The organism is Curtobacterium sp. HSID17257, assembly GCF_003989515.1.
GTDB lineage: Bacteria > Actinomycetota > Actinomycetes > Actinomycetales > Microbacteriaceae > Curtobacterium.
The window spans coordinates 1-25,743 of the sequence record NZ_RBLU01000044.1 but is presented as its reverse complement, the minus strand read 5'-3'; the positions used below and the strand labels follow the sequence as shown (position 1 = coordinate 25,743).

Here is a 25,743-nt window from a genome sequence, read left to right as displayed (position 1 = left end):
GAAGTCGTCCAGCCGCGCCTCGATCGCCCCCGCGACCAGCGCCACACGAGCCCCCGGCGCGCGCTCCGTCGCGAGCGCCCGGACGACCGACGGCACCTTGCCCGCGGCGCTCTGCTCGTCGAAGCGTCCCTCACCGGTGACCACGACGTCGGCGCCGTCGAGCAGGACGGGCAGTCCGAGCACGTCCGCGACCGCCCGCGCTCCCGGTGCGAGCGTCGCACCCCAGGCGAGCAGCCCGAACCCGACGCCGCCCGCGGCACCCGTACCCGGTGTCGCGGGGTCGACCTCGGGCAGGCTCCGAGCCCACCCGGACAGTCGTTCCTCGAACGCCGGCGCGGTGTCCGGCGTGATGCCCTTCTGCGGTCCGAACACCGCGACCGCTCCGGCCGGTCCGAGCAGCGGCGACGTGACGTCGGACAGGACCACCACTCCGCCCGTGGGCAGGGGCCGGAGTCCCGAGCGGTCGACCGCGCCGGAGGCGTCGACGGTCAGCCCGAGCGCCTCGAGCACCGGTCGGCCGCCGTCGGTCGAGGCGCTGCCCCCGATGCCCAGCACGAGCCCGGTCGCCCCGGCGTCGAGCGCGGCGGCGATGGCCTCTCCGAAGCCGCGGCTCGTCGCGGTCTCCGGGCGCAGGTCCCCGCCGAGGAGCGGCAGTCCGCTCGTCGCCGCGAGCTCCACCACGGCCCGGCCGTCGGGCAGGCGCAGCCAGTGGGTGTCGACGGGCGTGCCGTCCGGCCCGGTCACCGTCACGGGCTCGTGTACCGCCGTCGGGTACGCCGAAGCGAACGCGTCGAAGGTCCCCTCGCCGCCGTCGGCCATCGGCACGGTGACGACGTCGTCCTCCGGCCGTTCGTCGAGCCACCCGGCCCGGACCGCCCGCGCGGTGTCGGCCGCGGTCGCGGTGCCCTTCAGGGAGTCGGGAGCGATGACGACGCGCACCGGACCACCGTAGCGGGACGGTGCACGGTCAGAGGGCGAAGCGCGGGTGCGGCTCGCCTCCGGTCGCCAGGTCGGCGAGGAGTTCCCCGAGCAGCGGCGCGAACTTGAACCCGTGCCCGGAGAACCCGGTCGCGACGGTGAGCGGTCCCCGCCGGTCGATGACGAAGTCCTCGTCCGGGGTGGTGTCGTACAGACAGCTGATGAAGGTCGGTCGGGTCGCGTCGACGCCCGGCACGTAGCGCGCGACGTACGCCTGCAGCCGTTCGGCCTCCGCGGGCACGGGCCGCTTGTCACGGGCGTCGGGGTCGACGACCGGACCGGTGCCGTGGAACCCGACCTTGACCCCCTCGCCCGGCGTCAGCAGTCCGTAGACGTCGTCGCCGTCGGCCCAGTGCACGAACGACGGCCAGGCCTCGTCCGGCAGGTGGCTGGGGAAGTGGGCGGGCTGCTCCTGGGTGACGCAGACGGCCGGGAGGACCGCCCCGCGCCCGGCGAGCACGTCGCCCACCAGCGTGGGTGCCCAGGACCCCGCGGCTGCCACCACGCTCGCGGTCCGGACCGCCGTGCCGTCGCCGAGGGTCACGGTGACGTCGTCCCCGTGGTCCGTGATCGCCGAGACCCGGCTGCCGAACCGGAGCTCGGCGAGGCCCGTGCGCTCCGCCAGCGTCAGGAAGAGCTCGATCGCGTCGGCCGAACGGATGCGCCCGGCGGTGGCGTGCGTCAGGACGTGCCCCTCGAACGCGATGCCGGGCCAGCGCGCAGCGGCGTCGTCCGGGGTCAGGGTCTCGTGGGGGATCCCCGTGTCCGCCAGCGCCGCGGCGATCGCGTCGACCACCTCGGGCCGGCCGTGGTCGACCGCGCCGGTCCGGTCGAGCAGCGTCGTGCCCGTCGATGCCTCGAGCGCGTCCCAGAGCGCGAGCGCCCGGGTCGTCAGCGCGACGTACTCCGGGTCGCTGTAGCCCTGCCGGAAGATCCGGGTCGCGCCGTGCGACGACCCCTCGAGGTGCCCGCGGCCGTGCTGCTCCACGAGCAGGACGCGTTCGCCGCGGGCGGTCAGTGCCCAGGCAGCGGCAGCACCCACGACGCCGCCGCCGATCACCACGTGCCCGTCGAACCGGTGCTCGCCCGGCTGTGTCCCGTCCATCACGGCAGCGTAGTGCGGCGTGGTCACCGCCCGGCGCTCAGCCGACCGGCACCGTCTCGCGTCGCTTCTGCCGCCAGGGCGTCGCCGGTGCGTCCTCCCCGTTCCAGACCTGGACGATGCCCCACGCGGCGGCGATCAGCGGCACCGCGAGCAGCGCACCGGTCACCCCGCCGAGCACGGTGCCCGCGGTCAGGCCGACCAGGATGACGAGCCCGTGCAGGCGCAGTGTCTTCCCCATCAGGACGGGCTGCAGGAAGTTGCCCTCGATCTGGTTCACGAGCACGACGATCGCGACGACGACGACCGCCTTCACCGGTCCGAGCGCGACGAGGGTCACGAGCGCGGCCAGGGTGCCGGCGATCGGCGCGCCGATCATCGGGATGAACGACGTCACGAAGGCCACCACGGCCAGGGGGATGGTCAGCGGGACGCCGAGGACCGCGAGTCCGGTGCCGATCGCGACCGCGTCGAAGGCTGCCACCGCGGCCGTCCCGCGCACGTAGCCGCCGAGCGTCGTGACGACGCGGTCCCCGATCCGACGAGCGCGGTCGTACTGCTCGCCGGTGAAGGGGCGGAGCAGGAACTCCCAGAGCGCCGGTCCGTCCTTGAGGAAGAAGAACAGGATGACCGCCATCAGTACGGCGCCGGTGACGACGTTCGTCACCGCGGAGATGCCGGCGATCGCACCCGCCCCGAAGCGCGCGCTCGTCACGAAGTCGACGATGCCGGACACCGCGTCCTCGATCTGCCCGTCGGTCACCCGGACGGGCAGCTCGTGCAGCAGGTCCTGCACCTGCTGGAGCCCGTCGACCGCCGAGGCCTGCAGCGTCGGCCACTGCCCGGCGAACGCGGCGACGAGCAGCCACAGGACGCCGGCGAGCACCGCGAGGACACCCACGAACGCGATCGTCGTGGCGAGCACCGAGGGCACGCCGTGCCGACGCAGCCATGCCACGACGGGGTGGAGCGCCGAGGCGATGATGAGCGCGAGCAGCACGGGGATCGTGACGAGGCTCAGGGTCGTCGCAGCGGTGACGATCCCGCCGATCACCACGACGATGACGACGGTCTGCAGGCACCGCACCGCGAGCCGGCCGTACGGGTCGGTCCAGGTGCTCGGTCGGACGGTGGGCGCGGGGGAGCGGCGCAGGTGCATGGCGGGGTCTTCCGGGTCGGATCGGCACGGCCGTGACCCCGTCGGCAGACCAGGGGGAGGAAGTGGAGCGAGTGACGGGAATCGAACCCGCGCTACCAGCTTGGGAAGCTGGAGTTCTACCATTGAACTACACTCGCGCATCCCGACCAGCGGGACGCAGCAAGCCTAGCGGATTCTCCGCTGGATGCCAGCCGAGTCCGCGCCGCACGCCGCGCGGCGGCGGTGATCCGTGCCTCCCGGCCGTCGCCGTGTCTCCCCTGTGAGGTCCGTGCGCCGACGGACAGCCCGTGCGGCCGTGTGTACCGTCCAGGGGGTTCCGTCGCCCCTACCCGGAGGAGGACCCGGATGGTCAGGCATCCCCTCATCGACGACGTGGTCGGCACCGCCATCGTGGTCCGTTCCGCATCGCCGGTCGTGTGGCTGACGGAGTCGCTCGCCTCGCTGCTGGGTCGTGCGTCCGAGTCCGGACGCACGGTCGTGCTCCGCACCGACCGGGAGGCCTCGGTCACCCCCGCCCTGCGGCACGCCCTGGGCGTGCACCACGCTGCGTGGGCCGTGGACGGGCCCGACGGCAGCCTGCGGGACGGCCGCACCGGCGTCGCCGCATCGGGGATCGAGGACTTCGCCCGCCGCGGGCCGGAGCTCACCGGTCCGCCGTCGCCGGACCACCGCGCGCCCGCGGACTCCGTGCGCCAGATCAGCATCGACCTGACCCTCCGCCACCACGCCGACCGCGCCGTGGACATCGGTGCCGCGATCGAGGCCCTGTGCGACACCGTCGGCACCTGTCCGACGCACTGGGGCACCAGTGAGCCGCTGACCATGCCGTGGGACCGCTGGGTCGTCACGCAGTACGCCAAGCACGAGGCCCCGGACGTCTCGACGTCGTACGCGCACGGCGAGGGGTTCTCGGCGACGATGACCGCGCACCTGCTCGACGGCGTCGTGGTCGAGACGATGTCGGCGGTGCTCACCATCCCCGAGGACGGCACCGACCCGGCGCTCGCGTCGCGGCTGCTCGACGCCGTACACCGCGTCGCCGACCAGGTCGAGCCGGTGTTCGGCGTCGTGATGGAGCGCCGCGGGGACGCCGACCACCTCGTGCGCGCGGTCGCACACGAGGAACCCACCCCGCTGGCCGTGGTCGTCGGGCCGGAGGCGGCGGAGTTCCTCGATCGCGACGGCGAGTGGCCACCGGCGCGCACGACGACGTCGGGCTTCGGCGGGGGCGGACTGGTCGTGCGGTTCGACGACGGGTGGGAGGCACTCGAGGCCTTCCTCGACCGGATCGACGAGGACCGCTTCCTGCAGCTCGTCGGCGGCGCCCCGCTCGACCCCGCGCACGACGAGGGCGCACTCGACGGCCACGACCGCGGGGCGCACGTCACGTCCGGACGGAGCACGGGCGGTCAGGGTGCCGCGTGACGTGACGCTGCTCTGCCGCGGACCGGTCGAGACCCGGGACGTCGCGGAGGCCCTGCTGCTGCACGACGAGACGTGGGGCGTCCGCGCCCTCGACGACGGACCGGTGCTGCAGGTCTGTCAGGACGCGACGCACCCGGTGATCACGGTGCTCGGTGTCCGACGGGTCGACTCGATCGACGAGGTCGCGCGGATCCTGCCGGACGCCCCGACACTGTCCACACCGCTCTGGTGGGTGGACACGGTGACGCCGTTCGGGCCCGAGGGTGAAGCGGGCGTGACCGCTGCGCTCGAGGCGTCGATGGAGCTCGACGCCGTCTGCATCGTCCACGGGGACTGAGCCTCCCTCGGGACAGCGCCGATCGGACAGCTGTTCCGCCCCCAGTACGGGGGTACCGGGCGCCGTGACGGCGTCGTGCGACCGGGCGAGCCCTACGGTGTGAGGACCCGACGTCGACGAGCTGGGCTGCTGCTCCTGGTCGACACCCTCCTCACTGAACAGGGCTCCCTTGGCTCAACGACCTCAGGGGCGCGCCGTCGCGCGCGTCCGCAGCATCCTCACCGGCCTCGTCGTGACCGGTCTCGCCGGTCTCGCGTTCGTCGGCGCCGACGTCTCCGCGGCCGGCGCGGCGGTCCCGACGCAGACCACCTTCGCCGACCAGACCTTCCGCGGCGCCGACGCCGGGGACGGCTGGGTCCTCCCGGCGACACCGGCCGCGAGCGGCAACTCCGCCTGCCTCACCGGTGGCGACGGGAGCGGTTCCGTCCCGGCCTGCACCTCCGGGTCCGACGAGCCCGGCTCCGGCGCCCTGCGGCTCACCACCCAGGGCCAGGCGCAGATCGGCGCGGTCGGCGCGAAGCAGGCCGTCCCCACCGACAAGGGCCTCGACGCGACGTTCACGACGTACCAGTACGACGGCAGCGGCGCGGACGGGATGGTCTTCTACCTCGCGGCGACCGACCCGTACGACCCGGCCGTCCCCGCGAAGACCGGGTACACGGGCGGTGCGCTCGGCTACGCCGCGTACCCGGCCGGCGGCGTCCAGGGGCTGCAGCACGCGTACCTCGGTGTCGGTCTCGACACCTACGGCGGGTTCGCGGGCAACTACACCGGCTGCGTCGGTGACCAGAGCCGCGGTGGCGCGAACAACTCTGTCACCGTGCGCGGCGCGGGCGACGGCTTCTCCGGCTACTGCGTGCAGTCCGTCACCCCCGCCGACGGCTCGCTCCGCGGATCGGCGTTCGGTGACCGCAGCGAGGTCGCCGTGCCCGTCGAGGTCGTCGTCAACCCGACCGCATCGGCACTGACGGCGCGGCGGGCCCCGACCGTCTCGGTGCCGGCCGGCCAGTACGCCGTGGTCTTCACGAGCCTCGGCGCCGGTCAGCAGGTGGTCTTCGGTGACCTGCCGAAGCTCGACCCGACCAGCAACGTCGCCGGCATCGACCCCTCGTGGATCGACCCGGCGACCGGCTACCCCTACAAGCTCACCTACGGCTTCACCGCCGGTACGGGCGGCGCGACCGACGTGCACGAGGTCACCGACCTGGTCGCGACGACCGCCGCCGGTGCGGTCCCGGTCCTGACAGCTCGGACGGGAGGCACGACCGACGTCGCGCACGCCGGTTCCGGCACCGTCACGGTCACCCCGACCGTCTCCGCCGACGGCGGCACCGAGACGCGCGCCGTGCGCACCACGACGACCTTCCCGAACGGTGTCACCCCGTCCGTGGACGGCGCCTCCGGCGACGGCTGGACCTGCTCCGCCTCCGGCCGGGTCGTCACGTGCGAGCAGGCCGCGGCCGACCGCGCACCGGGCACCGACCTGCCGACGCTCACGATCCCGTTCACCGTGACCGGCACGGCCCGCACCGCGACGGTGTCGACGGTCGTCTCGTCGGTCGACGCCGAGGCGATCACGGTCACCCGTGACGTCACCGTCGCCCCGCAGCCCACCACGGTCGCCGTCGACGACACCACGGTGTCCGTCGGCGAGGACGCGACGCTCCGCGCGACGGTCGCCTCGTCCGAGACCACCGACCCCAGCGTGCCGACCGGCACCGTCCGGTTCACCGACACCGCGACCGGCGCCGAGCTCTGCACCGCCGAGCTCACCGACGGGACGGCGACGTGCACGCTCGTCGCTCCCGAGGCCGGGCAGACGAGCGTCACCGCGACGTACCTCGGTGACGCCGACCACGTCACCGCCGAGGGCACCGGCACGCTGGTCGTGTCGAAGCTCCTGACCGCCGTCACCGCCTCCCCGGACTCGACCGAGCCCGTCACGGTCGGCGACCCGGTCACCCTGTTCGTCGACGGCCTCGGCGACGAGGACGGCCAGCCGACACCCACCGGGACGGTCGCGTTCCGCGAGGGCGACGGGGTCCTGTGCACCGTGACGCTCCCGGACGCGAGCTGCGACGTCACGACGCTCGCCGCCGGCCGACACCGGATCGTCGCGGTCTACTCCGGCGACGCCGTGTACGCCGGGTCGACGTCGGACGCGTTCGACGTGACGGTGCAGGACGCCGTCGTGGTGCCGACGTCGGGCCCCACGTCGGCCGCACCCGCACCGACGTCCGCGCCGACCACACCGGCGCCCAGCTCCACCCCGGCTGCTGCGGCTGCGGCTCCCGCTGGACTGGCGTTCACCGGCTCGACCATCGCGCTCTGGACGGGCATCGCGCTCGCCGTGGCGCTGCTGGTGGCCGGGTTCGTGCTCCTGATGGTCCGTCGGACCCGGGCTGCCCGGGGGTAGTCGGGGAGTTCCCGGAACGAGAGAGCGCACCGTGCGGATCGCACGGTGCGCTCGCTCGTTGCCAGCCGTCGGGCAGGCGCCCGCACCGACCTGCGGTCTCAGTCGCGCTTGCCCAACGCCGCGAGCCGCTCGTTGTACGCCTTGAGGTCGGCGTCGCCGTCGCGGTCGGCCTTGCGGTCGAGGCGCTTCGCGTCGCGCTTGTCCGTCCGGACCCAGTTGCGCACGACGAGCAGCGCGACGAACACCATCGGCAGCTCGGACGCGCCCCAGGCGATGCCGCCGCCGGTGTGCTGGTCGGCGAGCAGGGCGCGGTCGTCGGTCTGACCGAGGGCGTGGAACCAGTCGACCGCGAAGACGGACTGCGACGTCATCACGGCGACGCCGAAGAAGGCGTGGAACGCCAGGGTGGCGAGCAGCGCGATGATGAGGATGGGGTACTGCGGGCGCTTCGGCCCCGGGTCCACGCCGATGAACACCCAGAAGAACAGGTAGCCGCTCAGGACGAAGTGCACGACCATCACGACGTGCCACTCGTGCGACTGCATGGCGTACTGGAACGCGGGCGTGAAGTAGAACACCACGAGCGACCCGGCGAAGATGACCCCGGCGACGGCGGGCTTCGCGAGGAACTGCATCCACCGCGAGTGCGTGAAGAGCATGAGCCACTCGCGGGCGCCACGGGAGCCGTCGTTCCGCACCGGCAGCGTGCGCAGGGCGAGCAGCACCGGGCCACCGAGGACGAGCGGCAGCGGCACGAACATCATGAGCAGCATGTGCTGGAGCATGTGCGAGGAGAAGTGCACCATGCCGTACACCGCCGGTCCGGCCGAGGTGGTCCAGATGAACAGCGCGCAGCCGAGCAGCCAGGCGATGGTGCGGCCGACGGGCCACGAGTCGCCGCGCTGCTTGAGCTTGCGCACCGACAGCAGGTACCAGCCGGCACCGACGACGGCGACGGCGAGGTAGACCCAGTCGATGTGCCACTGCGTCAGGTAGGTCTGCACGGTCTGCGCCGGCGGGTACGCGAAGCCGAGCAGCCCGGAGCGGGTGTCCTGCCCGGTCTCCGGCGTCTGCGGGATCGGCGGCTGCGACCGGGACACGGCGACCGAGACGCCGATCGCCACCGCCATGAAGACGATCTCGGCCAGGGCGAACCGGACGAAGAGCTTCCGGTCGAGCGGCGCGCGGAGGAGCCCGGGGACGAGCTTCCGGCGCTGGGCGACCCCGGCGAGCCCGAGCAGCACGAGGATGACGGCCTTGACCGTGATGAGCCAGCCGTAGGTCGTCGTGACGAGGTCGGCCGGTCCGGTCAGGCGGAGCGAGGCGTTGACGATGCCCGAGAAGGCGACCGCGGCGAAGGCCCAGCCCGCGAGCGTCGAGTAGCGGGCGACGACCCGTCCGGTGGCGCCCTTCGTCCGGGTCCGCAGGAGCAGCACGGCGACGAGCCCGCCGGCCCAGACGCACACGGCGACCAGGTGCACGGCGAGCGAGTTCACGGCGTTCGCGTGCTCGAGTGACCCGGCGGCGTGCCCGGACAGTGCGAGCGGCAGCAGTGCGAAGAGCCCGGCGACCGTGGCGACCGCGAGCGTGGTGACCCGGGTGGCGAACGCGGCGACGAGCGTCGCGACCAGGATCGCCGCGGCGGAGACGACGAGCGACTGGCCGATCTCGACCTGGAACGCGAAGAGCAGGAAGTTGCGGGCGAACACCGGGCTGGTGAGCGGGACCCCGAGGGTGTTCGCGCCGGTCAGGACGATGCCGACGACGGCTGCCAGGAACCACACCGCTCCGGCCGCCGCCCCCCAGCGCGCGGCGCGGTGCTGCACGCTCGACATCGCGCCGTGGTCCGCCTTCTTGGCGGGCAGCGCGAACGCGGCGACGATGAGCAGGCCGATCGTCAGGGCTGCGGTGGTGTCGTGCACCACGCGCGCGACCGGCAGGCCGTACTCGACCAGGTCGCCGGCGGAGACGAGCTGCTGCGACGCGGTGAAGGCACCGGTCACGGTCATGCCGAGCACGGCGCACGCCACGGCGAGCGGGACGGCGATGACCAGGACCGTCGCGACGGTGGTGGAGCGCGCGGAGGTGGGGGCGGGGTCGGGTGCCGTGTCCCCGGGCTGCGTGGCGGCTGACGTGACGGTCATGACCGTCCAATGGTAGGTCGCCCGCCTGACACCGCGGTCCCAGTCCGGTGCCGCCCCGCCCCGGGGGTCGCGGGGCCGATGCCCGTCAGTCGCGGTGCTCCCAGATCCCCTCGCTGCCGACGCCGACGAACCCGACCGCCTCGTTCACGTCGAGCATCGGCCGGTTCTCCTCCGCGTTGAAGGTGACGATCGACGGCCGGCCCGGGAAGTCCCGCTCGACCGTCTCGATCCCGACCACCTTGAGCAGCCAGCCCAGCCGGTGCCCGCGGTGTTCGCGGAGCACGAGCGTGTCCCACTGCATCACCGCGCGCGACGGGTCGATCGGCACCTTGAGCTGGCTGAAACCGGCCAGGGTGGTGCTCTCGACGTGCTCGACGGCGATCGTGAGCATGGTGTGCGGGCCGGCTGCGAGCTGTTGCTCGGACTCGCGGACGCGGTCGGCCGTCCACACGTCCTCGGGCTCCTGCATGTCGCCCTCGGGGGCGTCGGTGCTCATCCGGGTGTGGAGCAGGGCGAGGTCGTCGAGCCACCGCTCAGGGGTCGCGCCGGTCCACGTGTGCACCCGGTACCCCGCTCCCGCCGCCGTCGCGGCGCGGTCGTGCAACTCGCGCACGACCGACGCATCGGCGGGGAGCCCGAGCCGACTGATCCGGTTGACCTGCCCGAAGCGCCAGCCGCGGTCGGTCAGGAACCGCACCGCCGCCTCGTCCTCGGGGACGGCCCCGGAGCCCGTCGGCGCCTGGCGGTACCCGGGGCCCTCGGCGGGACCGACCTGCCGCGAGACGGCGTACGTCTTCCACTGCGTGCGTCCCTCGGTCCGGGCGAGCTGCTCGAGGTGGTCGGCCAGCAGCGTGCCGAACCCCCGGCGCTGACGGTCGGGGCGGACGCCCACCGACAGCCAGCAGTTCGTCGTGCCCGGCTCCGTCTTCGAGTCGTACGCGCCGGCGGCCACGACCTCGCCGGTGTCGTCGCGCACGACGAACAGGCGGCTCGGTGACCCGGGCTCGTGACACATCGGCAGGTACTCGGCCGGGGTCCACGGCAGTTCGGGCAGCCCGTGCACGGCGACCTCGGCCGCGTCGGACACCGCGAGCCAGTCGCAGAACGCCCGCACCAGCTCCGGGTCGTCGTCCATCGTCGCCGGCACGACGAGCTCCTCGACGACGGACCTTCCGTCGATGGTGGCGGTGCGGTCGGTCATCGGTGCCCCCTGTGGTCGGCCGGTCGGACGGCCGTCGTCCGCCGCCCGGCAGGGCAGCCTCGCAGCATATCGGTGGCCGCACCCTGCCGCTAGGCTTCTGCGCGTGCTGCTCTCCGACCGCGACATCACCGCCCAGCTCGCCGAGGGGCGGATCGGCCTCGACCCGTACGACCCCTCGCTCGTCCAGCCGTCGAGCATCGACGTCCGGCTCGACAAGTACTTCCGGCTGTTCGACAACCACAAGTACCCGCACATCGATCCCGCCGAGGACCAGCCCGAGCTCACCCGCCTGGTCGAGACCGACCCGGACGAGGCGTTCGTGCTGCACCCGGGGGAGTTCGTCCTCGGGTCGACGTTCGAGGTCGTGACGCTGCCGGACGACATCGCCGCCCGGCTCGAGGGCAAGAGCTCGCTCGGGCGCCTCGGTCTCCTGACCCACTCGACGGCCGGCTTCATCGACCCGGGCTTCTCGGGCCACGTCACGCTCGAGCTGTCGAACGTCGCGACGCTGCCGATCAAGCTCTGGCCGGGGATGAAGATCGGGCAGCTCTGCTTCTTCCAGCTGTCGAGCCCGGCGGAGAAGCCCTACGGCTCTGCCGAGTACCAGTCCCGCTACCAGGGCCAGCGCGGTCCGACCCCGTCGCGCTCGGCGCTGAACTTCCACCGCGCGGACGTCTCGCAGCACGACTGACAGCGGCGCGACCGAGCGCGGGCAGGTGGGTGGCTGCTCCGTACCGGTGATGTACCACCAGACCGCGAAATGTCGCACTCTGTGTATCGTTGCGGCATGGCCGAAGCACCGACCCGTGCGCCGCAGCCGGTTGTGGCGTCCGAGATCATCCGCGACGCCCGGCTGCGCGCCGGTCTGACGCAGGTCCAGCTCGCGGCGCGCGCCGGGGTCACGCAGAGCGTGATCAGCACCTACGAGAACGGTCGGCGCGAACCCTCGCTCGCGGCGCTGCAGCGCCTCGTCCGCGCGGCGGGGTTCGAGGCGTCGGTCGACCTGCTGCCGGTGGACGCGCCGCTATCGCTGCTCGACCGGGTGACGGCCGTCCGCCAGGCCCTGGTCGCCGCGGTGGAACGCAACGGCGGCGCTGCACCACGCGTCCTGTGCACCACCGGGTCGCGACGGCGACGCGAGTCCGTCGGACTGCTCGTGGACCTCGAGCGGGGCGCCGGCATCTTCACGCTCATGCGGATCCAGGACGAGGCGGAGCGGCTGCTCGGCGTCGACGTCGAGGTGCTCGACGCCGCGTGTGCCGGCCCGGAGAAGCACCACGCAGCGGTCCCGCTGTGACCGGTACAGGCGTCGGCGCGGACGTGGACGAGCGGCTCGACGAGGTCGTCCGAGCCTGCGAGGCGATCGAGCGATACGTCGAGGGCGCGCACCCGTCGGACGTCGTGCTCGACGCGGTCCGGATGCGGTTGATCGAGATCGGGGCGGTCGTCGCGGCGCTGCCCGACGTCCTCACCGCGTCCGAGCCGGAGATCCCGTGGGCGCGGCTCGCCGGAGTGGGGGACCGGCTCACCGGGCGATGCCAGTCGGTGACCCCGTCGGTGCTGCTGGGGACGGCACGCGTCGACGTCCCGCGGCTGCGGGAGGCGGCCGAGCGCCTCCGCGCGTTCGGCGCGTCCTCCGGCAACGTCGGCGGGGTCGCGGACCCGGCAGGCTGACGGACGGGAGGCGCGTGGCGGCCGCACCCCGTGCCTCCCGTCCGGCTCGCTCACCGTCGTGCGGAACGCCGGCGTCTCGCGCCTGCCCCGGGACGCGGGAAGGCCCCGTCTCGCCGGAGCGAGACGGGGCCTTCCTCGTGCTGTGCTGCTGCTGCAGAGGGGATCAGCCCTTCTTGGCGAGCTCCTCGAGGGTGTCGTTGCCCTTGTAGGCCTCGACCGCGTTCTCCTTGGTGACCAGGACCGGGGTCAGCTCGACGGCCGGCACGATCTTCTTGCCGTTGTCGTTGTTCTTGTCCTCGGTGGTCTTCGGGGTCTTGCCGTCGGCCAGGTCGGAGACCAGGTCGATCGCGGCCTGCGCCTCTTCGGTGGTGTTCTTGTAGATGGTCGAGTACTGCTCGCCCTGCATGATCAGCGGGATCGAGGCGGTCTCGGAGTCCTGACCGGTGACGACCGGGTTCGGCTTGCCGGCGGCCTTGGTGGCCGTCAGGATCGCGCGGGCCAGGGTGTCGTTCGGCGACAGGACACCGTCGAGCTCGGTGTTCGTGTACGACTTCGTCAGGATGTCGGTCATGCGCGACTGGGCGTTCTGCGCGAGCCAGCCCTGCGTGTTGGTCTCCGAGAAGCTGGTGCGACCCGAGACGACCTTCAGCGTGCCGTCGTCGATCTTCGGCTGGAGCACGTCCATGGCGCCGTTGAAGAAGACCTTCGCGTTGGCGTCGTCGGGCGAGCCGGAGAAGAGCTCGATGTTGTAGGGGCCGTTCGGCTTCTTGGCCTTGAGTCCGTCGAGCAGGGCCTGACCCTGCAGCTGACCGACCTTGAAGTTGTTGAACGCGACGTAGTAGTCGACGTTGTCGGTGTTCAGGATGTTGCGGTCCCAGGCGATGACGACGGCGCCGGACTTCTTGGCGGCGGCGACCTGCGTGCCGAGCTGCGAACCGTCGGCGGCACCGATGATGATCGCCTTCGCGCCCTTGGTGACCATCGACTGGATCTGGGCCTGCTGGTCCGGGACCGGGTTGCCGGCGTTGGCGTACTGGATGTCGGCCTTGAAGCCGGCGTCCTCGATGGACTTCTCGAACGCGGCGCCCGCGAGGACCCAGTTCTGCGAGGTCTTGGCGGGGAGTGCGACGCCGATCAGGGCGCCCTTCTCGATCTTGACGTTCGACGCGCCGTCGGACGACGAGCCGGAGCCGGTGTCGTTGCCACGGGCCGAGCAGCCGCTGAGGGCGAGGCCCGCGACCAGTGCCAGACCGATGCCGGCGATGAGCTTCTTGCGCATGAGATTGCTTTCTCTTCGTTGAGGAGTGGTGCTGTGTGGTGCAGGGATCGTGCGGGCGGCCACCGGAGCGGCCGCCCGCCACGTGTTACTGGACGTTGACCTTCTCGGGCTGGTCCTCGATGCTCCGCGGCTGCTGCGCGGCCACCGTGTTCTGTTCGGTGTCCTTCCGCTGGAACTGCTTCAGCATCCCGCCGATCAGGGACGGACGACCCTGCGACTTCGAGTAGACATCGAAGGCGACGGCGACGAGCAGGACGAGACCGCGGATGATCTGGACGCGGTTGGACTCGAGGCCCACCAGCGACAGACCGTTGGACAGCAGGGCCATGACGAGACCACCGATGATCGATCCGGAGATCGTGCCGATGCCACCGGCGACCGCGGCACCACCGACGAACACGGCGGCGATCGCGTCGAGCTCCCAGCCGGTGCCGTCGGCGGGGCCCGAGGCGCCCGAGTAGCCGACGAACACCATGCCGGCGACGGCGGCCAGGACGGACATGTTCATCATGACGAAGAAGTTGACCTTGCGAGCGCTGACACCCGACAGGACGGCGGCGTTCGCGTTGCCACCGACCGCGTAGACCTGGCGGCCGAAGATCGTGTTCTTGGTGAGGAAGCCGTACAGGATCGTCAGGACACCGAGGATGATCGCGACGATCGGGATCGACGTACCGGCCGGGCCGGCACCGAACAGGTAGGTCGCGACGAGGGTGACGGCGACCAGGATGCCCGTGCGGACGATCGAGACCCAGAGCGGGACGACCTCGGCCTGCATCTTCTTGCGACGCTGGCGACCGCGGAACTCGAGGAAGACGAGCACGAGGCAGGTGACGATGCCGAGGATGATCGTGCCGTTCGAGAATCCGAAGTCCGGGCCGAAGTCGGGCAGGAAGCCCGAGCCGATCTTCGCGTAGTCGTCCGGCACCGGCTGCGAGGTCGAGTTGCCGATGATCTGGTTCGCACCGCGGAAGATGAGCTGGCCGGCCAGGGTCACGATGAAGGCCGGGACCTTCACGAACGCCACCCAGAAGCCCTGCCAGGCGCCGACCGCCGCACCGACCGCGAGGCCGAGGATGATCGCGGCCCACGCCGGGAAGTTCCACTGCGCCATCGACTGGGCGACGATGATGCCGGTGAACGCCGCGACCGAACCGACCGACAGGTCGATGTGCCCCGCGATGATCACCATGACCATCCCCAGCGCCAGGATGAGGATGTAGGAGTACTGCAGGAACACGTTGATGATGTTCGTCGGCTCGAGGATGAGCCCGTTCGTCAGGATCGAGAACAGGATCAGGATCGCGATGAGCGCGATGATCATGCCGTACTGGCCGATGCTGTTGCCCTTGCCGAAGAGCAGTTTCAGGTTCTTCATGAGATCAGTGCGCCCTTCCGCGCGGAGGTCATGCTGCGCATGAGGGTCTCGGGGTCGGCCTGGTCCGCGGGGACGTCAGCCGTGATCTGGCCCTCGAAGATCGTGTAGATCCGGTCGGAGAGGCCGAGGAGTTCGGGGAGCTCGGAGGAGATGAGGATGATGCCCTTCCCCTGCGCCGCGAGCTGCTGGATGATGCCGTAGATCTCGAACTTCGCGCCGACGTCGATGCCGCGGGTGGGCTCGTCGAGGATCAGCAGGTCCGGGTCGGTGAACATCCACTTGGACAGGACGACCTTCTGCTGGTTCCCACCGGACAGCTTGCCGACGTTCTCCTCGACGGTCGGCACCTTGGTGCGGAGCATCTTGCGGTAGCGCTCGGCGACGTCGTACTCCTCGAGGGAGTCGACGACACCGGCCTTCGAGATCTTCGGCAGGTCGGCGGCGACCGTGGAGCGCTTCACCGTGTCGAGCAGGTTCAGCCCGAGGGCCTTGCGGTCCTCGGAGACGTAGCCGAGCCCGTTCTGGATCGCCTGCTGGACGTTCGCGATCTTGATCTCGCGGCCGTCCTTGATGATCTGGCCGTCGATGAAGTTGCCGTAGGAGCGGCCGAAGATGCTCATGGCGAGCTCCGTGCGGCCGGCGCCCATCAGGCCCGCGAACCCGACGATCTCGCCGCGGCGGACGTGGAAGTTCGAGCCCTTCGCGACCAGGCGGGACGCGTCCTGCGGGTGCTGGATGGTCCAGTTCTTGACCTCGAAGAAGACCTCGCCGATCTTCGGCGTGCGGTCCGGGAAGCGGCTCTCCAGCGAGCGGCCGACCATCCCGCGGATGATGCGGTCCTCGTTGACGCCGTCGCCCTTCACGTTGAGCGTCTCGATCGCCTTGCCGTCACGGATGATCGTGATCTCGTCGGCGATCTGCTCGATCTCGTTGAGCTTGTGGCTGATGATGATGCTCGCGATGCCCTTGGACTTCAGCCCGACGATCAGGTCGAGCAGGTGCTGCGAGTCGTTCTCGTTCAGGGCCGCGGTCGGCTCGTCGAGGATGAGGAGCTTGACGTCCTTGTGCAGGGCCTTCGCGATCTCGACGAGCTGCTGCTTGCCGACGCCGAGGTTCTTGATCTGCGTGTCCGGGTCCTCGTCGAGGCCGACGCGGGCGAGCAGGTCCTGGGCGCGGAGCTGGGCGCTGGTCCAGTCGATGACGCCGAAGCGGCCGGGCTCGTTGCCGAGGAACAGGTTCTCGGTGATCGACAGCTCGGGGATGAGCGCGAGCTCCTGGTGGATGATGACGATGCCGGCCTGCTCGGACTGCTTGATGTCCTTGAAGCGGACCTCGTCGCCCTCGTAGACGATCTCGCCGCTGTAGGTGCCGTACGGGTAGACGCCGGACAGGACCTTCATGAGGGTCGACTTGCCGGCGCCGTTCTCGCCGCAGATCGCGTGGATCTCGCCGGCGCGGACGCTGAGCGACACGTCCGAGAGCGCCTTGACACCAGGGAACTCCTTGGTGATCGACCGCATCTCGAGGATGGTCTCGGCGCTGGTGACGGACCTGGTGGCCAGGTCCGGTCCCTGTGGGGTTGACGCCACGGTGCATCTCCTTCTGCCGCTGCGGTGCGGCAGTCCTTCGGGTGGTGAGGTGCGGCATCGGGGGCGCAGGAGTGCCTGCGTGGACCTCGTTGTCGCGTCCGGTGTCCTGCTCGGTGTAACGGTCATGTGACCGTTCACATCGGCGGAACGGAGGTAATTTACGCACAGCCCCGTCGCGGCTGTCAATTCGGTTCGGTCGCGTTTCTGTAACGGCCCGCGTGATGCGGCGGAATCCGCGTGCTGACGCCCCCCGAGGTGGGGTGGTCGGCGACGAGAGGTATCGGTGGAGCAGCAACTGTCGGGTCCGGCGGCGGTACCCGACGTCTTCTGCTCCACAGACGGACGGGAGGCGCGGGGCGGGGCCGCCACCGGCCTCCCGGCCGACGCGTGGTCGGGTCAGCGACGCCGCGGTGCGCCCGTCGAGCCGCGCACCACGAGCTGCGGCACGAGGTCGACCGGGCGGAGCGCGTGGCCCTCGGACGGCAGGAGCAGCTCGACGCAGCGACGACCGAGCTCCGGGAAGTCGACCTCGACCGTGGTCAGCGGCGGCCAGAGGTGCTTCGCCTCGGGGATGTCGTCGTAGCCGACCACGGACAGGTCACCCGGGACGTCGAGCCCGTACGACCGCGCCGCGTGCATGACCCCGAGCGCCATCGCGTCGTTCGAGCAGAAGATCGCCGTGCAGTCGCGGTACCGCAGGAGCTCACGGCCCGCGTGGTACCCGAAGTCCGCGGTCCAGTCCCCGAGGATCGGCGGGACGACCGGCATGTCCCGGTCGGACATCTCGCGCAGGAACCCCTGCATCCGCGCCTCGGCCTCGATCCAGTCCTGCGGGCCGGCGATGTGCCGCACGTACTCGTGGCCGAGGTCGAGCAGGTGCGCCGTCGCCAGCCGGGCGCCCTCCATCTGGTCGATGAAGAGCGTCGAGCGCTCGTCCCCGCCGCTGGTGCGGAGCGCCACGTAGGGCGTCCGCATCCCGAGCTCCTCGATCAGGTCGAACACGCGCTGCTGCGGCGCGATGACGATGATCCCCTCGACGTCCTGGTCGAGCAGGTGCCCCAGTCCGTCCCGCACCGCCTCGTCGGTGGCTGCGGCGATGTTCGAGGTCGTCACCGAGTAGCCGCGCGTGACGGCGGCGTCCTCGATGGCCTGCATCGTCGCGGCCGGGCCGTAGTGCGACCGCTGGGCGGTGAGCACGCCGATGGTGTGCGTCCGACTCGTGACCAGGGCCCGCGCGGCGCGGTTCGGCCGGTACTGCAGCTGCTCCATCGCGGCCAGCACGCGGTCCTTCGTCTCCGCACGGATCGCGTCCGAGTTGTTGAGCACACGCGACACCGTCTGGTGCGAGACGCCGGCGACCCGCGCGACGTCGCGGATGCTGGGCGAGCGCGGTTGCTGTGTCCGCGGTGACGCCATCGTTGCTCTCTCCCGCCCGGGGCCGTGGCACCTCGATGTGCACGTTCACATCCCGAGCCAGATCATTATGCACGTCCCCGGGCTGCACACCAGCCGTGTCCTGGTCGGAGCCGACCGCGACCAGCGCGCACGTCACCCGGCGACCAGACGCGCGTCGAGTGAGCGATCGCTCAGCGGGTGACGCGCAGTCCCTGCTGCTCGAGCTCGGTGAGCTGCCACCCGAGCCACGGGCTCCACGCGAACGGCGCCGCGGCGACCGACGCGCGCAGTTCGTCCTCGGAGAGCCAGGCGTACTCGGCGACCTCGTCGTCCGCGGGCGCCGGGACGTCGTCGGTCACGGCGCGGAACACCGGGCAGACCTCGTTCTCGACGATGCCCGACGCGTCCACCGCGCGGTACCGGAAGTCGGGCAGCACGAGTTCGACGTCGCGGACCGTGATGCCGAGCTCGCGCGAGGCGCGGCGGGCGACGGCGTCCTCGAAGGCCTCGTCCGGCCCGGGGTGCCCGCAGAACGTGTTCGTCCAGACCCCCGGCCACGTCTTCTTCGAGAGCGCCCGACGGGTCACGAGGACCTTGCCCTCGACGTTGCGCACGTGGCACGAGAACGCCAGGTGGAGCGGGGTGTCCTCGGTGTGCACCGCGAACTTCTCGGCGGTGCCGATGGGAGTGCGGTCTTCGGCGAGCAGGACGACGGATTCCGGGAAAGTGTTCATCTGCCCCGATAGGTTAGGCCAATGAGCGAGGAAGCGGCCACCGTGGCGCAGATCGACCTCGCACTGGTCGACGACTGCATCGAACGCTTCTTCGCGGTGTCGTCGGCCCGTGCGCGTCGGTTCGGCAGACCGTCCGAGGAACTCTGGCGGGTGCTCCGTCGAGCCAGCATGGGCGGCAAGCGCTTCCGCCCGCGCATGGTCCTCACCGCGTACGCCGGGCTCGGCGGCACGGACGCCCACGCCGCCGCGAACGTCGCCGCGGCCTACGAACTGCTGCACACCGCGCTCGTCGTGCACGACGACGTCATCGACCGCGACTGGTCGCGCCGCGGGGAGCCGAACGTCGCCGGGTCCTTCCGCGACACCGGCACGACGGGCGGCCTGGCGCTGCCCACCGCCGAGCACCGCGGGCTCAGCGCCGCCGTGATCGCGGGCGACCTCGCCCTCGTCGCAGCCGCACGCTTCGTCGAGGCGTCCGGTGTCATCGGCGACCGTCGCGCGCGCCTGCTCGAGATCCTCGACGACGCGGTCTTCGCGAGTGCCGCGGGTGAGATGACCGACGTCGACCTCGCGCTGGGCGTCATGCCGACCGTCGACGAGGTCCTGGCGATGGAGCGGGCGAAGACGAGCGTGTACTCGTTCGAGGCGCCGCTGCAGTCCGGGGCCGTGCTCGCCGGCGCGGACGAGTCCGTCGTCGAGGCCCTCGGCGCCTTCGGCCGCGAGATCGGCATCGCCTACCAGATCGTCGACGACCTGCTCGGGGTCTACGGCGACGAGACCGTGACCGGCAAGTCCGTGCTCGGCGACCTGCGCGAGGGCAAGCGCACCATGCTCATCGCCTACGCCGCGACCACCGACTGCTGGGACGACATCGCGCCCTACCTCGGCGACCCCGACCTCAGCGAGGAACGCGCGGCCGAGCTCCGTGCAACCCTGGAGACCTGCGGCGCGAAGTCGGCGGCCGAGTCCCGGATCGCCGAGCACGCCGCCCTCGCCCGCGCCGAGCTCGCGGCCCTGCCCTACGAGCTCGCCGAACGACTGGAGCACCTGGTGTCCGAACTGCTGGAGCGCGTGCGGTGACCCAGACCGCACCTCCGCGTCTGCCCCTGTACGACGCGACGGCCGAGGCTGCCTCCGGGGTCGTCATCGAGCGCTACTCGACCTCGTTCGGCCTGGCGAGCCGACTGCTCGCCAAGGACACCCGCGAGCACATCCGCAACGTCTACGCGCTGGTCCGCGTCGCCGACGAGGTCGTCGACGGCCCCGCGACCGAGGCCGGGCTCGACCACGACCTGGCCCGCACCGTGCTCGACGAGCTCGAGGCCGACACCGAGCGTGCGATGGCGCTCGGCTTCTCGGTGAACCCCGTCGTGCACGCCTTCGCCCGCACCGCCCGCACGACGGGCTTCGGGCCGGAGCTCACGAAGCCGTTCTTCGCGTCGATGCGCATGGACCTCGAGCGCACCGAGCACGACCAGGGGTCGTTCGACCGGTACGTGTACGGCTCCGCCGAGGTCGTCGGCCTGATGTGCCTCCGTGCCTTCGTGTACCGCGCCGGACGGCCGACCTTCGACGACGCCGTGCTCGTCGACGGGGCGCGGGCGCTCGGAGCGGCCTTCCAGAAGGTGAACTTCCTGCGCGACCTGCACGCCGACTTCGAGGTGCTCGGTCGCTCGTACTTCCCGGGCGTCGACGTCCGCACGTTCGACGAGGCGACGAAGGACCGCCTGGTCGCCGACGTGCAGGCGGACCTCGACCGCGCCGCGCTGACGGTCCCGCTGCTCCCGGTCGACGCCCGCAAGGCCGTCGGTCTCGCGCACGCCCTGTTCCAGGAGCTCAACGACCGGATCGCCGCCTGCCCGGCGGACCGCCTGGTGACGACGCGCGTGCGCGTCCCGAACCCGGTCAAGGCGCAGCTCGCCGCGCGCGTGCTCGCCGGCCGAGCACCGCTGTCGTCCCGTGCAGCCCACCACCGGTCTGGAGGCCGTGCATGACCCCGCCCCGCGCCTCCCGTCCGTCCATGCCGGCGTCGCAGCGCGTGGTGCCGGCCCGGCGTGCCGTCGTCGTCGGCGGCGGCATCAGCGGACTCGCGTCCGCCGCCCTGCTCGCCCGCGACGGCTACGCCGTCACCGTGCTCGAGCAACGCGACCAGCTCGGCGGCCGCGCCGGGTCGTGGGAGCGGGACGGCTTCCGGTTCGACACCGGCCCGTCCTGGTACCTCATGCCCGAGGTGTTCGACCACTTCTTCCGACTGCTCGGCACCACGGCCGAGGCCGAGATGGACCTCGTCCGGCTCGACCCGGGGTACCGCGTGTACAGCGAGGGCGACGACGAGCCGATCGACCTGAGCGCCGACCGCGAGGCGAACATCGCGCTCTTCGAGTCGATCGAGCCCGGAGCCGGCGATCGGCTGCGGAAGTACCTCGACTCCGCCGAGGACACCTACGCGATGGCGGTCCGCCGCTTCCTCTACACGACGTTCCAGGACCTGACGAAGCTCGCCGCCCCGGACGTGCTCCGTCGCCTGCCGAAGCTCGCCCGGCTCCTGCTGCAGCCGCTGTCGACGTTCGCCTCGAAGGCCGTGCGGGACCGCCGGCTCTGGCAGGTGCTCGGGTACCCGGCGGTGTTCCTCGGCACGAGCCCGTACGCCGCGCCGAGCATGTACCACCTGATGAGCCACCTCGACCTGGCCGACGGCGTGCTCTACCCGACGGGCGGCATCACCGAGGTGATCTCGGCCGTCGAGCGGGTCGCCCGTCGTGAGGGCGCGGCGATCACGACGGGTGCCACCGTCGCGCGGATCGTCGTCGAGGACGGGCACGTCACGGGCGTCGTGCACCGTGACGCTGCGGGTGCGTCGCACACGGTCCCCGCCGACCTCGTGGTGAGTGCTGCCGACCTGCACCACACCGAGCTGCACCTGCTCGACGCGGAGCACCGGACCTACCCGGAGCCGCACTGGCGGAAGCGCGACCCGGGGCCGAGCGCCGTGCTCGTCTACCTCGGCGTCGACGGCCCCGTGCCCGGGCTGCTGCACCACACGCTGGTCTTCACCGCCGACTGGGAGGCCAACTTCGGCGCGATCTTCGGCAAGGACCGGCACGTGCCGGACCCGGCGTCGATCTACGTCTGCGCGCCCTCGCTCACCGACGACACCGTCGCGCCCGAGGGGTCGAGCAACCTGTTCGTCCTGGTGCCGCTGCCCGCCGACCTGTCGATCGGCAAGGGCGGGATCGACGGTGCCGGCGACGCCGAGGTCGAGCGCATCGCCGACCGCGCGATCGACGTCATCGCGGAGCGCTCCGGCGTCCCGGACCTGCGCGACCGCATCCGCGTGCGCCGCACGATCGGCCCGCAGGACTTCGCCGACGACTACAACGCGTGGAGCGGGTCGATGCTCGGGCCGGCGCACACGCTGGCGCAGAGTGCGTTCTTCCGCGAGGCGAACGTCTCCCGCAAGGTGGACGGTCTCTACTACGCGGGCGCCTCGACGACCCCGGGCATCGGGCTGCCGATGTGCCTGATCAGCGCCGAGGTGCTGCTCAAGCGCATCCACGGCGACACGTCGACCGAACCGCTGCCGACGCCGCTGCCGGCACCGACGTCGGGGCCGGCCGGGTCGTCGACGGCGGGGTCCGCCCGGACCGCGGGCTGATGCCGGGGGCCTACCTCGCCGGACTCCTGGTGTCGATCGCCGGCATCGCGGTGCTCGACGCCCGGTACCGGCTGTTCTTCTGGCGGAGCCCGCTGCGCGCCACCGCGGTGATGGCGATCGGCCTCGTGTTCTTCCTGGTGTGGGACGTCGCGGGCGTGCACCTCGGCATCTTCTTCATCGGACGGAACGACCTGCTGACGGGGGTGCTGCTCGCGCCCGAGGTCCCGCTCGAGGAGGTCTTCTTCCTCGTGCTCCTGTGCTGGACGACGATGGACCTGTTCGGCGCCCTGCGTCCGGTCGTGGCCCGGCGGCTCGACCGCTCCGGCTCGCCGGCCGCGGTCGACGAGGAGTCGCGCGCGTGACCGGGACGGCGACGTACGCCCTGCTCGCGGTGCCGTTCCTGGCGTTCGCCGCGCTCGTGGCCGTGGTGGCCGGTGTGGTCGCCGCCCGACGTCGTGGAGCCGGTCGGCGGCGGACCGGCGCTGCCGTCGGTGTCGTCGGTACGGTCAGCGCCGTCGCGGCCGGCATCGCGCTGCTCGTGATGACCGGCGTCTTCAACAACGTGATCGTCGGGCTCGGCATCGTCGCCTACGACGACGCGCTCATCTCCGGCGCCCGGGTCGGGCTGTTCCCGGTCGAGGACCTCGCGTACTCGATCGGCGCCGCCCTGCTGCTGCCGAGCTGCTGGGTCCTGCTGGAACGCCCGCGCGGTCGGGCACACGACCGCGCGCCCGACCGGTCGCCCGGCCACCCGACCGTCCGCGGGGCGGGACGCGGGACCGGTACGGTCGGAACGCCGACCCAGCCACCCCGTCGACCGGAGGAGACCCCGTGACCGTGAGCAGTGCCTCCAGACCGTCGACCGCGCGCGCCCTGTTCGTGTCGTCGCGTCCGATCAGCTGGGTGAACACGGCCTACCCCTTCGGTGCGGCGTACCTGCTCGGCAGCGGGGTCGGTCTCGACGGTGGCGGCGGGTTCTCGCTCGTCGCGTTCCTGGTCGGCGTCGTGTACTTCCTCGTGCCGTACAACCTGGCGATGTACGGCATCAACGACGTCTTCGACTACGAGTCGGACCTGCGGAACCCGCGGAAGGGCGGGGTGGAGGGTGCGCTGCTCGACAAGAGCGTGCACCGCACCACGCTGTGGGCCGTCGTCGTCACGAACGTGCCGTTCCTCATCGCACTCGTGGTGCTCGGCGCCCGGAGCGGCAACGGGCCGTGGTCGTGGCTCGTGCTCGCGATCAGCGTGTTCGCGGTGATCGCGTACTCGGCGCCGGGGCTGCGCTTCAAGGAGAAGCCGTTCCTCGACTCGCTGACCTCGTCGACGCACTTCGTGTCCCCGGCCGTCTACGGGCTGGCGCTCGCCGGACCGCACTGGACCGGGGCGCTCGTCGCCGTGTGCGTGGCGTTCTTCCTGTGGGGGGTGGCCTCGCACGCGTTCGGTGCCGTGCAGGACGTCCTGGCCGACCGCGCGGGGGGCATCGGTTCCGTCGCGACGGTGATCGGTGCCCGGGCGACGGTCCGGTTGGCGTTCGTGGCGTACCTCGTGGCCGGTGTCGCGCTGCTGTTCTCGGACTTCCCGGGGCCGATCGCGGCGATCGTCGTCGTGCCGTACGCGCTCAACGTGCTGCCGTGGTGGAACGTCACCGACGCCGGGGCCGAGGCGGCGAACGCGGGGTGGAAGCGGTTCCTCTGGATCAACTACCTGGCGGGGTTCATCGTGACGATGGCACTCATCGTCTACGCCCTGACACACTGACGCAGCGCGATGCCGACTCGTGCGTGGCCGACGTGCATCGATGGCGCAGAAGACGTCGGGTCGGTAGCGAGCACCCGACACTTCCTGCTCCATCGACAGGGCCTCGGCGGTCCTGCACGACAGCCGTCGTCGGCCTGACAGACTGGACGCACGCGCCGCGGGAGTCGTGGTGCGCCGGTCACGAAGGAGTGCACGCATGACGGTCCGCATCATCCACGTCGGTCTCGGAGGCTGGGGCGGCAACTGGGCCCGCACCGCCATCCCGCAGGTCACCGAAGTGGAGGTGGTCGGGCTCGTCGACCCGGTCCCCGCGACGCTGGACGCCGTGCGCGAGGACCTCGGCCTGCCGGCATCCGCCGCGTTCGCCTCGCTCACCGAGGCGCTCGCCGGGGTCGAGGCCGACGCCGTCGTCATCACCGCACCGGCCGTCACCCACGTGCCGCTCGCGCTCGAGGCACTCGAGGCCGGCAAGCACGTCCTCGTCGAGAAGCCGTTCGCGAACTCCACCGACGAGGCCCTCACCGCCGTCCGCCGTGCCGAGGAGCTCGGCCTGGTCCTGCAGGTCAGCCAGAACTACCGCTGGTACCCGGCGCCCCGGGCGGTCAAGGAGCTGCTCGCGGCGAAGGAGCTCGGCGAGCTGTCCGCGATCAGCATCGACTTCCGGCAGTGGGACAACGACCAGCCCGTGGAGACCTACCCGCACTACCGGTTCCCGCACCCGATGATCAACGACATGGCGATCCACCACTTCGACCTGCTCCGGATGATCACCGGGCTCGAGGCCGTCCGCGTCTACGCCCGCGCGTCGTACCCGGGCTACAGCAAGTACCAGGACGAGGCCGTGACGTCGATGATCATCGAGCTCGAGGACGGCGTGGTCGTGAGCTACCGCGGCAGCTGGCTCTCGCGGGCTCCCCGCACCGCCTGGGCGGGGGAGTGGAGCATCCAGGGCGAGGACGGGGAGATCTGGTTCACGAGCCGTGACGGGTCGCCGAGCGAGATCGCCGGGGACCGGGTGACGCTGCGCGCCGACCAGGACGCCGAGGCCGAGGCCGTCGAGCTGCCGACCCTCGAGCACACCGACCGTCAGGGTGGACTGCAGGCCTTCGCGCGTTCGGTGGAGGGCGGCGCGGCGCCGGAGACGAGCGGCCGCGACAACCTGCGGAGCCTGGCGCTCATGGAGGCCGCGGGCCGCTCGGCAGCGTCCGGCCGCCCCGAGGACGTGGTCCTGCCCGAGTAGGGCGCTCGCGTTCCGCCTCCCAACCCGGCGCTTCCGGGCGTACCTGGCGGATCCGGGCGTACCTGGTCGTTCCGTTCGACCAGGTACGCCCGTTCCCACCTGCCATCGCAACCGGTTTGGGAAGGAACGGGCGCGCGAGAACGCGGCCGACGACGGACTGGAGGCGCGTGGCGCGGCCGCCACGCGCCTCCCGTCCGGAGACCCGGGCGTGAGACTCGCGCTGCGCGACGGTCCTCGTGCCCGCGGGTGCGAGGACCGTCGCCGGGCCCGAGTCTCGGG

Annotated in this window: 23 protein-coding genes and 1 tRNA gene; 13 read left to right on the top strand and 11 right to left on the bottom strand. The window is 71.8% G+C overall.

Going from position 1 to position 25,743, the window contains the following annotated elements:
- The 4 genes from D8M35_RS08995 to D8M35_RS08980 all read right to left on the bottom strand — a co-directional run.
- The coding region (locus D8M35_RS08995) for a glycerate kinase (RefSeq protein ID WP_148113346.1) at positions 1–939 on the bottom strand (939 nt) is incomplete at its 3' end.
- Between the two features lie 28 nt (positions 940–967).
- Positions 968–2,083 carry an FAD-dependent oxidoreductase gene (locus D8M35_RS08990; protein WP_126891548.1) on the bottom strand — a complete coding sequence of 372 codons (1,116 nt, stop codon included), beginning with the start codon at positions 2,081–2,083 and terminating at the stop codon, positions 968–970.
- A gap of 37 nt (positions 2,084–2,120) precedes the next feature.
- Positions 2,121–3,239: an AI-2E family transporter gene (locus tag D8M35_RS08985; protein WP_126891547.1), complete on the bottom strand. Its 1,119-nt coding sequence runs from the start codon at positions 3,237–3,239 to the stop codon at positions 2,121–2,123.
- A gap of 63 nt (positions 3,240–3,302) precedes the next feature.
- A tRNA-Gly gene (locus D8M35_RS08980) sits at positions 3,303–3,376 on the bottom strand.
- Positions 3,377–3,584: 208 nt separating this feature from the next.
- On the opposite strand from D8M35_RS08980, the gene D8M35_RS08975 reads away from it, so the two are divergent.
- The 3 genes from D8M35_RS08975 to D8M35_RS08965 all read left to right on the top strand — a co-directional run bounded on the left by D8M35_RS08975 (position 3,585) and on the right by D8M35_RS08965 (position 7,417).
- Positions 3,585–4,664 (top strand): DUF6177 family protein, encoded by a 1,080-nt coding sequence (locus tag D8M35_RS08975; RefSeq protein WP_126891546.1) that lies wholly within the window; start codon positions 3,585–3,587, stop codon positions 4,662–4,664.
- A 1-nt stretch (position 4,665) separates the two neighbouring features.
- A complete protein-coding gene (locus D8M35_RS08970) occupies positions 4,666–5,001 on the top strand; it encodes a hypothetical protein (RefSeq protein ID WP_126891545.1) in 336 nt (111 codons plus the stop codon).
- A 169-nt stretch (positions 5,002–5,170) separates the two neighbouring features.
- Positions 5,171–7,417: an Ig-like domain repeat protein gene (locus tag D8M35_RS08965; protein ID WP_126891544.1), complete on the top strand. Its 2,247-nt coding sequence runs from the start codon at positions 5,171–5,173 to the stop codon at positions 7,415–7,417.
- Between the two features lie 98 nt (positions 7,418–7,515).
- Here the strand turns inward: D8M35_RS08965 and D8M35_RS08960 are convergent, their stop codons facing one another.
- Both D8M35_RS08960 and D8M35_RS08955 read right to left on the bottom strand, forming a co-directional pair.
- Complete coding sequence (locus D8M35_RS08960) at positions 7,516–9,561, bottom strand: cytochrome c oxidase assembly protein (RefSeq protein ID WP_126891543.1); 2,046 nt, start codon at positions 9,559–9,561, stop codon at positions 7,516–7,518.
- Between the two features lie 85 nt (positions 9,562–9,646).
- On the bottom strand, positions 9,647–10,762 hold the full coding sequence (locus D8M35_RS08955) for a GNAT family N-acetyltransferase (protein WP_126891542.1): 1,116 nt from the start codon (positions 10,760–10,762) through the stop codon (positions 9,647–9,649).
- 103 nt (positions 10,763–10,865) lie between these two features.
- Between D8M35_RS08955 and dcd the strand changes: the two genes are divergently transcribed.
- From dcd to D8M35_RS08940, 3 genes are all read left to right on the top strand, one after another.
- Positions 10,866–11,453 carry a dCTP deaminase gene (gene dcd / locus D8M35_RS08950; RefSeq protein WP_126891541.1) on the top strand — a complete coding sequence of 196 codons (588 nt, stop codon included), beginning with the start codon at positions 10,866–10,868 and terminating at the stop codon, positions 11,451–11,453.
- A gap of 96 nt (positions 11,454–11,549) precedes the next feature.
- The gene (locus D8M35_RS08945) at positions 11,550–12,059 is read left to right on the top strand and encodes an XRE family transcriptional regulator (RefSeq protein WP_161972632.1); all 510 of its coding nucleotides are present in this window, start codon (positions 11,550–11,552) and stop codon (positions 12,057–12,059) included.
- Entirely contained in the window at positions 12,056–12,436 is a 381-nt protein-coding gene (locus D8M35_RS08940; protein WP_126891539.1) for a DUF86 domain-containing protein, read from the top strand. Before D8M35_RS08945 ends, D8M35_RS08940 begins: the two co-directional genes overlap by 4 nt.
- Before the next feature lie 163 nt (positions 12,437–12,599).
- On the opposite strand, the gene D8M35_RS08935 is transcribed toward D8M35_RS08940, so the two are convergent.
- From D8M35_RS08935 to idi, 5 genes are all read right to left on the bottom strand, one after another.
- Complete coding sequence (locus D8M35_RS08935; protein WP_126891538.1) at positions 12,600–13,715, bottom strand: sugar-binding protein; 1,116 nt, start codon at positions 13,713–13,715, stop codon at positions 12,600–12,602.
- A gap of 85 nt (positions 13,716–13,800) precedes the next feature.
- On the bottom strand, positions 13,801–15,093 hold the full coding sequence (mmsB, locus tag D8M35_RS08930) for a multiple monosaccharide ABC transporter permease (protein WP_126891537.1): 1,293 nt from the start codon (positions 15,091–15,093) through the stop codon (positions 13,801–13,803).
- Entirely contained in the window at positions 15,090–16,613 is a 1,524-nt protein-coding gene (gene mmsA / locus D8M35_RS08925; protein ID WP_126891549.1) for a multiple monosaccharide ABC transporter ATP-binding protein, read from the bottom strand. Before mmsA ends, mmsB begins: the two co-directional genes overlap by 4 nt.
- A gap of 465 nt (positions 16,614–17,078) precedes the next feature.
- Positions 17,079–18,098: a LacI family DNA-binding transcriptional regulator gene (locus tag D8M35_RS08920; RefSeq protein WP_126891536.1), complete on the bottom strand. Its 1,020-nt coding sequence runs from the start codon at positions 18,096–18,098 to the stop codon at positions 17,079–17,081.
- 170 nt (positions 18,099–18,268) lie between these two features.
- On the bottom strand, positions 18,269–18,811 hold the full coding sequence (gene idi, locus D8M35_RS08915) for an isopentenyl-diphosphate Delta-isomerase (protein WP_126891535.1): 543 nt from the start codon (positions 18,809–18,811) through the stop codon (positions 18,269–18,271).
- Positions 18,812–18,832: 21 nt separating this feature from the next.
- Here idi and D8M35_RS08910 point away from each other — a divergent pair, with 21 nt between their 5' ends.
- The 7 genes from D8M35_RS08910 to D8M35_RS08885 all read left to right on the top strand — a co-directional run bounded on the left by D8M35_RS08910 (position 18,833) and on the right by D8M35_RS08885 (position 25,464).
- On the top strand, positions 18,833–19,891 hold the full coding sequence (locus tag D8M35_RS08910; protein ID WP_126891534.1) for a polyprenyl synthetase family protein: 1,059 nt from the start codon (positions 18,833–18,835) through the stop codon (positions 19,889–19,891).
- On the top strand, positions 19,888–20,805 hold the full coding sequence (locus D8M35_RS16390) for a phytoene/squalene synthase family protein (protein ID WP_153257438.1): 918 nt from the start codon (positions 19,888–19,890) through the stop codon (positions 20,803–20,805). Before D8M35_RS08910 ends, D8M35_RS16390 begins: the two co-directional genes overlap by 4 nt.
- Positions 20,802–22,466 carry a phytoene desaturase family protein gene (gene crtI, locus D8M35_RS16385; RefSeq protein WP_174234725.1) on the top strand — a complete coding sequence of 555 codons (1,665 nt, stop codon included), beginning with the start codon at positions 20,802–20,804 and terminating at the stop codon, positions 22,464–22,466. Before D8M35_RS16390 ends, crtI begins: the two co-directional genes overlap by 4 nt.
- On the top strand, positions 22,466–22,828 hold the full coding sequence (locus tag D8M35_RS08900) for a lycopene cyclase domain-containing protein (protein ID WP_126891533.1): 363 nt from the start codon (positions 22,466–22,468) through the stop codon (positions 22,826–22,828). The genes crtI and D8M35_RS08900 overlap by 1 nt, the downstream gene beginning before the upstream one ends.
- On the top strand, positions 22,825–23,301 hold the full coding sequence (locus D8M35_RS08895; protein ID WP_194074870.1) for a lycopene cyclase domain-containing protein: 477 nt from the start codon (positions 22,825–22,827) through the stop codon (positions 23,299–23,301). The genes D8M35_RS08900 and D8M35_RS08895 overlap by 4 nt, the downstream gene beginning before the upstream one ends.
- The gene (locus D8M35_RS08890) at positions 23,298–24,224 is read left to right on the top strand and encodes a prenyltransferase (protein ID WP_126891532.1); all 927 of its coding nucleotides are present in this window, start codon (positions 23,298–23,300) and stop codon (positions 24,222–24,224) included. Before D8M35_RS08895 ends, D8M35_RS08890 begins: the two co-directional genes overlap by 4 nt.
- A 196-nt stretch (positions 24,225–24,420) precedes the next feature.
- Entirely contained in the window at positions 24,421–25,464 is a 1,044-nt protein-coding gene (locus D8M35_RS08885) for a Gfo/Idh/MocA family protein (protein ID WP_126891531.1), read from the top strand.
- Positions 25,465–25,743 lie beyond the last annotated feature (279 nt).